8 protein-coding genes and 2 pseudogenes are annotated in these 12,503 nt (G+C 71.3%); 6 read left to right on the plus strand and 4 right to left on the minus strand.

All coding sequences use genetic code 11. The features are described 5' to 3' along the window. Positions 1-305 (minus strand): transposase (locus tag ACFU53_RS14180; protein ID WP_383990719.1); only part of this gene is annotated, 305 nt, incomplete at its 3' end. Positions 306-412: 107 nt separating this feature from the next. Here ACFU53_RS14180 and ACFU53_RS14185 point away from each other — a divergent pair. The 3 genes from ACFU53_RS14185 (at position 413) to ACFU53_RS14195 (ending at position 5,365) form a co-directional block, all read left to right on the plus strand. Beyond that, positions 413-1,192, plus strand: coding sequence for an oxygenase MpaB family protein (locus ACFU53_RS14185; RefSeq protein ID WP_383990843.1), 780 nt, complete (start codon positions 413-415; stop codon positions 1,190-1,192). A 61-nt stretch (positions 1,193-1,253) separates the two neighbouring features. Further along, positions 1,254-3,542: a tetratricopeptide repeat protein gene (locus tag ACFU53_RS14190; protein WP_383990722.1), complete on the plus strand. Its 2,289-nt coding sequence runs from the start codon at positions 1,254-1,256 to the stop codon at positions 3,540-3,542. A 203-nt stretch (positions 3,543-3,745) separates the two neighbouring features. Beyond that, complete coding sequence (locus ACFU53_RS14195) at positions 3,746-5,365, plus strand: phytoene desaturase family protein (RefSeq protein WP_383990725.1); 1,620 nt, start codon at positions 3,746-3,748, stop codon at positions 5,363-5,365. A 367-nt stretch (positions 5,366-5,732) separates the two neighbouring features. On the opposite strand, the pseudogene ACFU53_RS14200 reads toward ACFU53_RS14195, so the two are convergent. Next, positions 5,733-6,322 (minus strand): annotated as a pseudogene (locus tag ACFU53_RS14200) (serine hydrolase domain-containing protein); the annotation flags it as partial. Between the two features lie 238 nt (positions 6,323-6,560). On the opposite strand from ACFU53_RS14200, the gene ACFU53_RS14205 reads away from it, so the two are divergent. Both ACFU53_RS14205 and ACFU53_RS14210 read left to right on the plus strand, forming a co-directional pair. Further along, the gene (locus ACFU53_RS14205) at positions 6,561-7,673 is read left to right on the plus strand and encodes an NAD(P)H-dependent flavin oxidoreductase (RefSeq protein WP_383990728.1); all 1,113 of its coding nucleotides are present in this window, start codon (positions 6,561-6,563) and stop codon (positions 7,671-7,673) included. Then, entirely contained in the window at positions 7,670-9,280 is a 1,611-nt protein-coding gene (locus ACFU53_RS14210; RefSeq protein WP_383990731.1) for an acyl-CoA synthetase, read from the plus strand. Before ACFU53_RS14205 ends, ACFU53_RS14210 begins: the two co-directional genes overlap by 4 nt. A 36-nt stretch (positions 9,281-9,316) precedes the next feature. On the opposite strand, the gene ACFU53_RS14215 is transcribed toward ACFU53_RS14210, so the two are convergent. Further along, positions 9,317-10,135 (minus strand): SAM-dependent methyltransferase, encoded by an 819-nt coding sequence (locus ACFU53_RS14215; protein ID WP_383990734.1) that lies wholly within the window; start codon positions 10,133-10,135, stop codon positions 9,317-9,319. Between the two features lie 97 nt (positions 10,136-10,232). After that, positions 10,233-10,486 (minus strand): annotated as a pseudogene (locus tag ACFU53_RS14220) (penicillin acylase family protein); the annotation flags it as partial. A gap of 329 nt (positions 10,487-10,815) precedes the next feature. Here ACFU53_RS14220 and ACFU53_RS14225 point away from each other — a divergent pair. Beyond that, positions 10,816-12,315 (plus strand): acyl-CoA synthetase, encoded by a 1,500-nt coding sequence (locus ACFU53_RS14225; protein ID WP_383990737.1) that lies wholly within the window; start codon positions 10,816-10,818, stop codon positions 12,313-12,315. The last annotated feature ends 188 nt before the right edge of the window (positions 12,316-12,503 follow it).

Here is a 12,503-nt window from a genome sequence, read left to right on the forward strand (position 1 = left end):
TGCGTCAACTGCCCGCGCTCAGACTCGTCGAGGATCAGGTCGGCCTTCGGCCGGCCGATCCAGCCGGCGTCCTCAAGCCCGGCCATCCGCTCCGCCGCGAAAGCCCGACGCCACTTGCCCACCGTCTTGGCCTGCACACCCACGACCCGCGCCACAGCCGCGTTTGACATGCCGTCAGCGCACGCCAGGATGATGCGGGCCTTCTCAGCCGAGCGCCGGTGCGGCACCTCTGTCCGGCGCACCAACTCGGCACGCTCGGCCTCGGACAACGTGATCGCCACAGCAGAAGGCCCCGAATGCGTCATGACAACAGGGTACTTACTAACCATCAGGATTTCTGGCGCATCACACTAGCGAGCCCGGTCACAGCGGGCCCACCTCCGTGACGTGGCAGGCCCATGGCGACCCCGCGATGTGGATCGCCGGCATCCGCGCGCTGTACCTGCAGGCTTTGCACCCCCGCGCGGTGCGCGGCCTCACGCAGAACTCGGACTTCCGCAACGACGCCTGGGGCCGGCTGATGCGGACGGCGAACTTCGTCGGCACGACGACGTACGGCACCACGGAGGCCGCCGAGAAGGCGGGCGCCCGTGTGCGGAAGATCCACGGCCTGCTCTCGGCGACCGACCCGGACACGGGGGAGCGGTACGGCGTCGACGAACCCGAACTGCTGCTGTGGGTGCACTGCGCCGAGATCGACTCCTATCTCCACATCCTGCGCCGCTCCGGCTACCCCCTCACCGAAGCCGCCGCCGATCGCTACGTCGGCGAACACCGCGTCAGCGCCCGCCTGGTGGGCATCGACCCGGACGACGTACCCGGGAACCGGGCAGAGCTGGCGGCCTACTTCGAGAATGTGCGGCCCGAGCTGGCCGCCGGACCCGAGGCACGGGATGTCGACGACTTCCTGCGCCGGCCGCCCATCCACCCGTTGCTCGTACCGGCACGTGAAGCACTGTGGCGGCGCGCGGCGAACCTGGCGTACGCCTCTCTGCCGCCGTACGCCCACGAGTTGTACGGCAGGCCGGGCCCCGCACCGGCCGTGGTCACCCGCCACCTACGGCTCACCGGCACCCTGTTGCGCTGTGTTCCCGCACGTCTGCGCTGGCAACTCCCGTCCAAACACATCCTCCGCGCCATGTCACGGCTCGGCCCCGGCTCCCGCCCGGCACCGTACAAAGTCAGGAGATAGGTCGCCATACTGGACGGGCCAGGGGAGGGCGGGTCCGTACGGACGGGGGCGATCGTTGGCGATGGCGGACACCAGACTGATCCAGGGCCGGTACCGGCTGCTCGATCTGATCGGGCGCGGGGGGATGGGCGAGGTCTGGCGCGCGAGAGACGAGTCGCTGGGGCGGCAGGTCGCGGTCAAGTGTCTCAAGCCCATCAACACCCAGCCCGACCAGTCCTTCACCCATGTCCTGCGGGAACGGTTCCGGCGCGAGGCGCGCGTCGCGGCCGCCCTCCAGCATCGGGGGGTGACCGTCGTCCACGACTTCGGTGAGTCCGACGGGGTGCTGTTCCTGGTCATGGAGTTGTTGGAGGGCCGCAACCTCAGCCAGCTCCTGGAGGACAACAAACACCATCCGCTGGCCGTCCCCGCGGTCGTCGAGATCGCCGACCAGGTGGCCGCCGCCCTCGCCTACACCCATCAACAGGGCATTGTGCACCGTGACCTGAAGCCCGCGAACATCATGCTGCTCAGCGACGGCACCGTGAAGATCTGCGACTTCGGCATCGCCCGCCTCGGCCGCGACGTCACCTTCACCTCCCGCCTCACCGGTACCGGCATCGCGATGGGCACCCCGCACTACATGTCGCCGGAACAGATCAGCGGCGACCAGGTCGACCAGCGCAGCGACCTCTACTCCTTCGGCTGTGTGCTCTACGAGATCGCCACCGGGGTACCGCCGTTCGACCTCGACGACGCCTGGGCGGTCCTCATGGGCCACCGCGACACCGCGCCGAGGCCCCCGCGCAGCCACCGCGACGAGCTGCCCGAGTACCTCGACCGGATCATCCTCGACCTGCTGGCCAAGGAGCCGGAGGAACGACCGCACGACGCCGGCGAGTTGGGCCGCAGGGTCGGCGAGGGGCGGGCGGCGACGGCTGCGGCACCGGCCCGCGTCCATGTACCGACCGTCGTCTCGCCCCCTGTCGCGCCCGAGGCTGCTCCCGGCACGCACAGGCTCTGGACGCGCCCCGAGCAGCCGCCGTCGCGCGAACCCCGGCTGCCCTCCTGGACCCGTGGCATGACCACCGGCCACAAGGCCACCGGAGCCGGACTGAGCCTCACCCCGCCGGACGCCTCCGCCGGGCTCACCGGAGAGTGGATCGCCCGCCCCGCCACCGGCCGTGTCGAGCGACCCGTCCGCTCCGAACGGCCCACCCCGTCACCGGAGTTGATCACCACCCTGGCCGGGCGGCACAACGCGGGTCTGAGCCTGGGCCGCCTCGGCCGCTGGACGGAGGCCGGCGAGGTGCACCGCGCGGTCGCCGCCGAACGCGAACACACCCTCGGCCCCGACCACCCCGACACCCTGTCCAGCCGCTACGAGGTCGGCTTCACCCTCAGCCGCACCGGCCGCCCCGCCGACGCGCTGCGGGAGTTCGCCCACGTCGCCCGCGCCCGCGAGCACGTTCTCGGCCCCGAGCACCACGACACCCTCGCCGCCCGGCAGGAAATGGCGTACGTACTGGGTCAGTTGGGCCGCCACTTCGAAGCCCACCAGGCGTACATGTCCGTCCTCGCCGCCCGCGAACGCATCGCCGGACCCGACCACCCGGACACCCTGCGCTGCCGCCACAACCTCGCCTTCAACCTCAGCAGGCTCGGCCGGCTGGAGGACGCGTACCGCATGGCGAGCGAGGTCGCCGCCGCCCGCATCCGTGTGCTCGGCGCCAACCACCCGGACACCCTCGTCACGCAGTACGAAGTCGCGTATGCGCTGGGCCAGTTGAGCCGCTGGCCCGAGGCGCTGCAGACCTACCAGGAGGTCGCCGAGTCCCGCGCCCAGGCCCTCGGCCCCGACCACCCCGACACCCTCGCCGCCCGCCACGAGGTGGGGATCAGCCTCGGCCGGCTCGGCCGCAGCACCGACGCGCTGACCCTCTACCGCGCCCTGGTCGACGACCGCACTCGCGTCCACGGCCCCGCCCACACCGAGACGCTGCGCGCCCGCCACGGCCTCGGCGTCAACCTCGGCCGCCTCAGCCGCTGGGAGGAGGCCCTCGCCGAGTCCCGCGACGTGTGCGCCGTGCGCGAGCGCGTCCTCGGCCCGGACCACCCCGACACCCTCGTCAGCCGCCGCGAGGTCGCCGTCGGCCTCGGCTGGCTCGGCCGCTGGGCCGACGCCCTCACCGAGTACCGCCGCGTCGCCGACGCCCGTGAACGCGTCCTCGGCCCCGACCACCCCGACGCCCTCGCCAGCCGCAACGACGAGGCCCACTGCCTGGAGCAACTCGGCCGGGGCCAGGAGGCGGTCGAGCTGTACCGGCGAGTGGCGGCGTTACGGCAGCGGCGGGCGACGGGCGGGCACTGAGACCGGCGGATGGCGGCGGCTACACCGCCGGACGCCAGGTAGGAGACCGGCGGACGTGAACGGCGGCGGATGTGGGGACCCCCCGGCCGGACGCCGAGACCGCCCGGCGGGCGCCGCCGAGCCCCGGCACGCCACCCCGGCGGCATTGATCCACCTGACACGCCCCCCTGGCCGACCTCGATCATCGCGTGTTACGAAGAGCCATGCCTGCCACCCCCGCGCACACAGCTCAGCCCGGACGCCCGGCCGGACCCCGGCCGCACGACTCGTACGACGCCGTGATCGTCGGCGGCGGCCACAACGGCCTGGTCGCCGCCGCGTACCTCGCCCGCGCCGGGCGTTCCGTCCTCGTGCTGGAACGGCTGGACCACACCGGCGGCGCCGCCGTGTCCACGCGACCCTTCGCCGGGGTCGACGCCCGGCTGTCGCGGTACTCCTACCTGGTCAGCCTGCTGCCCCGGAAGATCGTGCGGGACCTGGACCTCGACTTCCGCGTCCGCGGCCGCACGATCTCCTCGTACACGCCCGTCGAACGCGGCGGCCACCCCACAGGCCTGCTCGTCGGCGGCGGCGAGCGCCGCACCCGCGAGGCGTTCGCCCAGCTGACGGGTTCGGGTCGCGAGTACGAGGCCTGGCAACGCTTCTACGGGATGACGGGCCGTGTCGCCGAACGGGTGTTCCCGACGCTCACCGAGCCCCTGCCCACCCGGGACGACCTGCGCCACCGCATCGACGACGAGGAGGCGTGGCGAGTCCTCTTCGAGGAACCGATCGGCGCGGCCGTCGAATCGGCCTTCGGCGACGACCTCGTACGCGGTGTGGTCCTCACCGACGCGCTCATCGGCACCTTCGCGGACGCCCACGACCCCTCCCTCCGCCAGAACCGCTGCTTCCTCTACCACGTGATCGGCGGCGGCACGGGCGCCTGGGACGTGCCCGTGGGCGGGATGGGAGCCCTCACGGACGCGTTGGCCAAGGCCGCGCGCGCGGCGGGTGCCGTGATCGCCACGGGCCACGAGGCACGCCGGATCGCGACGGACGGTCGGTCCGCCGAGATCACCTACCGGACGGCCGACACGGAGGGCACCGTCGCCGCCCGGCACGTCCTGGTGAACGCCTCGCCGCAGGAACTGGCCGCGCTGACCGGCGACGAACCGCCCACCCCCGCCGAGGGCGCCCAGCTCAAGGTGAACATGCTGCTCAAGCGGCTCCCGAGGCTCCGCGACGAGTCCGTCGACCCGCGCGAGGCCTTCTCCGGGACCTTCCACATCGCCGAGGGATACGACCAACTGGCCGTCGCCTACGCACAGGCCGCCTCCGGCGCGCTGCCCGAGGCCCCGCCCTCCGAGATCTACTGCCACTCCCTCACCGACCCGACCATCCTCGGCCCGGACCTGGTCGATCAGGGCTACCAGACGCTCACCCTGTTCGGCATCCACACACCCGCGCGGCTGTTCGAGGCCGACAACGACGCCGTACGCGAGGAACTCCTCAAGTCCACCCTCGCCCAGCTGGACGCGCACCTCGCCGAACCCCTCGCCGACTGCCTGGCCACCGACGCCGACGGCCGTCCCTGCCTCGAGGCCAGGACCCCCCTCGACCTGGAACGCGACCTGGGCCTCCCCGGCGGCAACATCTTCCACCGCGACCTCGCCTGGCCCTACGCCCAGGAAGGCACCGGCCGCTGGGGCGTCGAGACCCGCCACGCCAACGTCCTGCTGTGCGGAGCGGGCGCCGTACGCGGCGGCGGGGTGAGCGGAGTCCCCGGCCACAACGCGGCGATGGCGGTCCTGGAGGAGCCCGGGACGGACAGCCTGCTGTAGGCGGATACGGCGGCCATTGTCCGGTCGCCGGAACACCCCTGCCAAACAATGCGACGTGCGCTGGAATCGGTGGTGCGAGCGGGGAGGGGGACCGTTCCACGGGGGAAGTGCCCTGCTGATTGCCCGCGGTCAGCAGGGCCGCCGCTCGCTCGCGGCTTGTCAGTCGGCGGCAGCCGTCCAGCCCACCGGAGTGATCCGCCTCGCGTCCGTCGGCCGGGACTCGTCGAAGAGGGCCCTGCCGTCCGCCTCGACCCGAAGCCCGTCGACGTGGACACCACGCCGACGTACAGCCGGTCGGTCGCGTACCGCCGGCGCACGGTGAGGCCGGGGGCCTCCGGCAGCTCCGCGGCGACCCGGTGCCGGAGCTTTCCCTCGTCGTCGGCTCCGTGCAGAGCGGGATCCAGGCCCGGAAGCCCGAGGTGTGCGTGAGCAGTTGGCGCACGGTGATGTCCTGCTTGCCCGCCGCCCCGAACTCCGGCAGATACGAGGCGACCTGCCCTCCAGCTCCAGCGCACCCCGCTCGATCTGCCGCACCGCGAGGATCGCGTGAACAGCTTCGACACCGAGGCCAGATCGAAGACGGTGTCCTCCGCCATCGGAACCCGATGTTCCGCCGGAAACTCCACTCCCGTGTCCGTCTTCTCGTCATACGCCGAGTACCGCACCGCCATCCCGATCGGCCGATGCAACGCCACGGTCCCACCCAGACCGGCGAGCAATACGACCCCCGCGTACCAGGGGTACTTGGGGGAGGGCCCCGAGAAACGCCTCGGCATCGGCGACGAGCCGATCCAGACGCTCGGCGAGCAGCCCGGCCCGCTCGGGAGAACCGTGACGCAGGGTCGGACGATCACCTCCGGCGGAGGAAGCGGCGACCGGTCCGGCGGGAACGGCAGGCAGCACGGTGAGCCCACCATCGGCCGCCAACACCCGTCTGCCGAGCCGAGGACGACTCATCCCGACCGGGGAATCCTTCGCACCTTCGCTCACGGAGAAACCTCCACCTCGCGTCACTGGCGACCCAAGTAAAGCATCCGCCCCCTCAGTGACGCGGGAAACCGCGCGCCCCACCAACGACAACCCGCACTCGCCCTACAGCCCCACGCACCCACCCCCGCAGGTGCCCTCCCGCCAATCTGACGGAGCATCAGAAAATCCCTTCCCTCGTCCCAAGGACTACGGCATCCTGCGCACCATGCAGACGGAGCTGAGCAACAGACTCGGAGTCCAGCACGCCGTGTTCGGCTTCACGCCGTTCCCCGCCGTCGCCGCGGCCATCAGCCGGGCCGGCGGCTTCGGGGTGCTCGGCGCGGTCCGCTACACGGCCCCCGACGACCTCAAGCGCGACCTCGACTGGATCGAGGCCCACGTCGAGGGCATGCCGTACGGCCTGGACGTCGTGATGCCTGCCAAGAAGGTGGAGGGCGTCACCGAGGCCGACGTCGAGGCGATGATCCCCGAGTCGCACCGGCAGTTCGTCAAGGACACCCTCGCCCACTACGGCGTGCCCGAACTCGCGGAGGGCGAGGCCTCCGGCTGGCGCATCACCGGCTGGATGGAACAGGTCGCCCGCAACCAGCTCGACGTGGCCTTCGACTACCCGATCAAGCTGCTGGCCAACGCGCTCGGCTCTCCACCCGCCGACGTCATCGACCGCGCCCACGAACAGGACGTGCTCGTCGCCGCGCTCGCCGGCAGCGCGCGCCACGCCCGCAAGCACGCCGACGCGGGCATCGACATCGTCGTGGCCCAGGGCTACGAGGCCGGCGGTCACACCGGCGAGATCGCCTCCATGGTGCTGACCCCCGAAGTCGTGGACGCCGTCGCCCCGTTGCCGGTCCTCGCCGCCGGCGGCATCGGCAGCGGACAGCAGGTGGCCGCCGCCCTCGCCCTCGGCGCCCAGGGCGTCTGGCTCGGTTCGCTCTGGCTGACCACCACCGAGGCCGAACTCACCTCGCCCCGGCTGATCGAGAAGCTGCTCGCCGCCGGCTCCGGCGACACGGTCCGCTCCCGCGCCCTCACCGGCAAACCCGCACGCCAGCTCCGTACCGAATGGACCGACGCCTGGGACGACCCGGCCGGACCCGGCACTCTCCCCATGCCCCTCCAAGGGCTGCTCGTCGCCGAGGCGGTCTCCCGCATCCAGAAGTACGAGGTGGAGCCGCTGCTCGGGACCCCGGTCGGACAGATCGTCGGCCGGATGAACAGCGAACGCAGCGTCCAGGCCGTGTTCGACGACCTCACCCGCGGCTTCGAGAAGGCCGTGGACCACATCAACCGGATCGCCGGAAGGAGCGAGGAACAGTGAGCCAAGCCCCCCAAGGCCAATCCCCCCGAGGCCAATCCCCGCAAGGCCGAGCCCCCCAAGGCCAACCTCCCCAGGGCTTCTGGGCCCAGGCCACCGCCGACCCCGACCGCACGGTCCTCATCGCCCCCGACGGGGAGGAATGGACCGCCGGACGCCTGCACGCCGAGACCAACCGCCTGGTGCACGGACTGCGTGCGGCCGGACTCGAACGCGGTGACGCCTTCGCGGTCGTCCTTGCCAACAGCGTCGAGTTCTTCACGGCGTACCTGGCCGCCGCCCAGGCCGGTTTCTACCTCGTCCCCGTCAACCACCACCTCGTGGGTCCCGAGATCGCCTGGATCGTCTCCGACTCGGGCGCGAAGGTGCTCATCGCGCACGAGCGGTTCGCCGACGCCGCCCGGAACGCCGCCGACGAGGCCCAACTCCCCGAGAGCCGGCGGTACGCGGTCGGCACGGTCGAGGGCTTCCGACCGTACGCCGAACTCCTCGACGGACAGCCCGAGTCGGCGCCCGGCGACCGCACCCTCGGCTGGGTCATGAACTACACCTCGGGCACCACCGGCCGCCCGCGCGGGATCCGCCGCCCGCTGCCCGGCAAGCTCCCCGAGGAGTCCTACCTCGGCGGCTTCCTCGGCATCTTCGGCGTCAGGCCGTTCGACGGCAACGTCCACCTGGTCTGCTCGCCGCTCTACCACACGGCCGTCCTGCAGTTCGCCGGCGCGTCCCTGCACATCGGGCACCGGCTGGTGCTGATGGACAAGTGGACGCCGGAGGAGATGCTCCGCGTCATCGACGCCCACCGCTGTACGCACACCCACATGGTGCCCACCCAGTTCCACCGGCTCCTCGCCCTCCCCGAGGGGGTGCGCGCCCGCTACGACGTGTCGTCCATGCGGCACGCCATCCACGGGGCCGCGCCCTGCCCGGACCACGTGAAACGGGCCATGATCGAATGGTGGGGCGAATGCGTCGAGGAGTACTACGCGGCCAGCGAGGGCGGCGGCGCCTTCGCGACCGCCGAGGACTGGCTGAAGAAGCCCGGCACGGTCGGCAGGGCCTGGCCCATCAGCGAACTCGCGGTCTTCGACGACGACGGCAACCGGCTGCCACCGGGTGAACTCGGCACCGTCTACATGAAGATGAGCACCGGCGGCTTCTCGTACCACAAGGACGAGGGCAAGACGCGGAAGAACCGCATCGGCGACTTCTTCACCGTGGGCGACCTCGGCCTCATCGACGAGGACGGCTATCTTTTCCTCCGCGACCGCAAGATCGACCTCATCATCTCCGGCGGCGTCAACATCTACCCCGCCGAGATCGAGTCCGCCCTCCTCACCCACCCCGCCGTCGCCGACGCCGCGGCCTTCGGCATCCCGCACGACGACTGGGGCGAGGAGGTCAAGGCCGTGGTCGAGCCCGCCCCCGGATTCACACCGGGGCCGGTGCTGGCCGAGGAGATCCTCGCCCACTGCGCCCGTCAGCTCGCCGGCTACAAGCGCCCGAAGAGCGTCGACTTCACCGAGGCGATGCCCCGCGATCCCAACGGCAAGCTCTACAAGCGGCGGTTGCGGGAGCCGTATTGGGAAGGCCGGGAGAGGACCGTCTGAGGATCCCGGCACCCGCAACCGCGGGCGGCGCGGGCCTCACCGTTTGCGCGCGACCCCGCCCACCGCGATGACCTCGCCGGAGCCGCCACCGGACGCCGCCGGGGCAGGCCGCCAGTCGTTCAACGGCACCACCCCCGGCTCCAGCAGCTCCAGGCCCTCGAAGAAACCGGCCAGTCGGGCCGGGCTGCGCAGGTAGTAGGGGACCGCTCCGCTCTCGTTGTAGCCGCGGGTGGCCTCGGCGTTGGCCTCGTTCGTGTCCACGCTGTCGTTGAACGCGAGGTAGCTGCCCGACGGCAGGGCTGCCATCAGGGTGCCGACGATGGAGCGGGCCTCGTCGTAGTCGGCGGTGTGGCCGCTGACCTGCATCAGGGTCAGCCCGACCGGTTGGGAGAAATCCAGCGTCCTGGCCGCCTCCCGCAGCACGGTCTCGGGGTCGTGCAGATCGGAGTCGATGTAGTCGGTCGCCCCCTCGGGCGTGCTGGTGAGCAGCGCCCGGGCGTGGGTCAGGACCAGCGGGTCGTTGTCCACGTAGACGACCCGCGCGTCCGGGGCCACCCGCTGGGCGATCTCGTGCGTGTTGTCGGCCGTCGGCAGACCGGTGCCGATGTCGAGGAACTGACGTATGCCGGCCTCGGCGGCGAGGAAGGTGACCGCCCGGCCGAGGAAGGCCCGGGAGTCGCGGGCCAGGTCGGTGATGCCCGGGAACACCGCGCGGAAGGCGTCGCCCGCCGCGTGGTCGACCGGGTAGTTGTCCTTGCCGCCCAGCCAATAGTTCCAGATACGGGCCGAGTGCGGCACCGTCGTGTCGATCTTGGCGGTCGAATCCGTCTCCGGACGTAACGAGTCCTGCGACACCGGGCGGCCTCCTCATGAAAGCGGTGACATGCCAACGGCATGGTTCTGCCAACGGCATGGTGCCGCCCCGAGAGGTGGCGGCACCACATCCCTCAGCTCATTGGCTCACACGGACCACCTTCGGCTTCGGCGAGGACAGGATGTCCTTCTCGCAGAAACGGGACGTCACCCATTTCTCCGCCGAGAACAGCCGCGTCCGGTCCAGGTAGTGCGGTGAATTCGGGTTGGAGGACTGCGAGTACGTCAGCAGAGTGCGGGCCACCGGGCAACGGCCGCCGCCCCAGCCGACCGCCTGAATGTGGCTGGAACCCGACGAGACCTCCGGGTAGCCGCGCCCTCGGCCGGGCGCCAGGACCGCGTGTCGTCGGCGGCGGTGGCGGAGGGCAGAACGGCCGAGGCGGTGAACAGGGCGACGGCCGAGACCACCAACTGTCTCAGGCGGGTGCGCATGCTGGCTCCCAACATCGTTGAGGAAAGGGATGGTTGAGCGTGTCGACACGTGTCTGCGTAGTCCATACGGGTGATGGATCCTCCCTCAAGGTGACTCGCCGTTCGATGGTCGAAGTTGAGCGACTTCCCGCCATGTGTGCCGGATTCCGGTCAGGCGGGTGGTGCGCTTGACCTCGCTCGCGCGACGGAACGAGGATCGCGTCAGAAACGTGGACGAAGGAGCGGGAAACATGACGGCTGGCCGCAGTGTGACGGTCGACGGGACGTTGCGGCGCAGCGCCCGGAGGACCCCCGCCCGCGTCGCGATCCACTACGGCGAACGGTCCTGGACCTACGCCGAGTTGGACGACGCGGTCTCCCGTGCGGCCCGCGCCCTGCGCGACACCGGACTCCGACCCGGCGACCGGGTCGCCGCCTACGGCCACAACTCGGACGCCTACCTCATCGCCTTCCTGGCCGCCGCCCGCGCCGGCCTGGTCCACGTACCCGTCAACCAGAACCTCACCGGCGACGACCTCTCCTACATCCTCGACCAGTCCGGCAGCACGCTCGTCCTCACCGACCCGGACCTGGCCGGGAACCTCCCCGAGGGCACCCGCACCCTGCCGCTGCGCGACGCGGACGACTCGCTCCTCGCGCGACTCGGGGGGACCGAGCCGTACGACGGCGAGGAGCCCCGCGCCGAGGACCTCGTCCAGCTCCTGTACACCTCGGGCACCACCGCGCTCCCCAAGGGCGCGATGATGACGCACCGCGCGCTGGTGCACGAGTACCTCAGCGCGATCGCCGCCCTGGACCTCCAGGCGGGCGACCTGCCCGTGCACTCCCTGCCGCTGTACCACTCCGCGCAGATGCATGTCTTCCTGGTGCCGTATCTCGCGGTCGGAGCCACGAACACGATCCTCGACGCACCCGACGGCGACCGGATCCTCGACCTCGTGGAGGAGGGCCGCGCCGACAGCTTCTTCGCCCCGCCCACGGTGTGGATCGCCCTCTCCAACCGCCCCGACTTCGACACCCGCGACCTCAGCGGACTGCGCAAGGCCTACTACGGGGCGTCGATCATGCCGGTGCCCGTCCTCGAACGGCTCAAGGAGCGCCTGCCCAAGCTCGCCTTCCACAACTGCTTCGGGCAGAGCGAGATCGGTCCGCTGTCGATGGTCCTCGGCCCGTACGAGCACAAGGGCCGTATGGACTCCTGCGGACGCCCCGTCATGTTCGTCGAGGCCAGGGTCGTCGACGAGGAGGGTGAAGAGGTGCCCGACGGGACTGCGGGCGAGATCGTCTACCAGTCGCAGCAACTCTGCGAGGGCTACTGGGAGAAGCCGGCGGAGACCGCCGAGGCCTTCCGCGACGGCTGGTTCCACTCCGGGGACCTCGCCGTGCGCGACGCCCACGGGTTCTTCACCGTCGTCGACCGCGTGAAGGACGTCATCAACTCCGGCGGCGTCCTGATCGCGTCCCGCCAGGTCGAGGACGCGCTCTACACCCATGACCGGGTCGCCGAGGTCGCGGTGATCGGCCTGCCCGACGACCACTGGATCGAAGCCGTCACGGCGGTCGTCGTATCCCGGGGAGAGGCCACGGAGGACGAACTCATCGCCCATGCCCGCGAGAAGCTCCCCCACTTCAAGGCACCGAAGAAGATCCTTTTCGTGGACGAACTGCCGCGCAACGCGAGCGGGAAGATCCTCAAGCGGGAACTGCGCGACCGCTTCGCGGAGGCCTGACCCCGTCCTCCCCGCCCTGGCCTGACGCCGTCCTCCCCGCACCGGCCTGACGCCGTCCTCCCCGCACCGGCCTGACGCCGTCCTCCCCGCGGAGGCCTGACGCCGTCCTCCCCGCGGAGGCCTGACGCCGTCCTCCCCGCGGAGGCCTGACGCCGTCCTCCCCGCGGAGGCCTGACGCCGTCCTCCCC

Origin of the sequence: Streptomyces sp. NPDC057474 (assembly GCF_042802555.1) — a bacterium.
GTDB lineage: Bacteria > Actinomycetota > Actinomycetes > Streptomycetales > Streptomycetaceae > Streptomyces.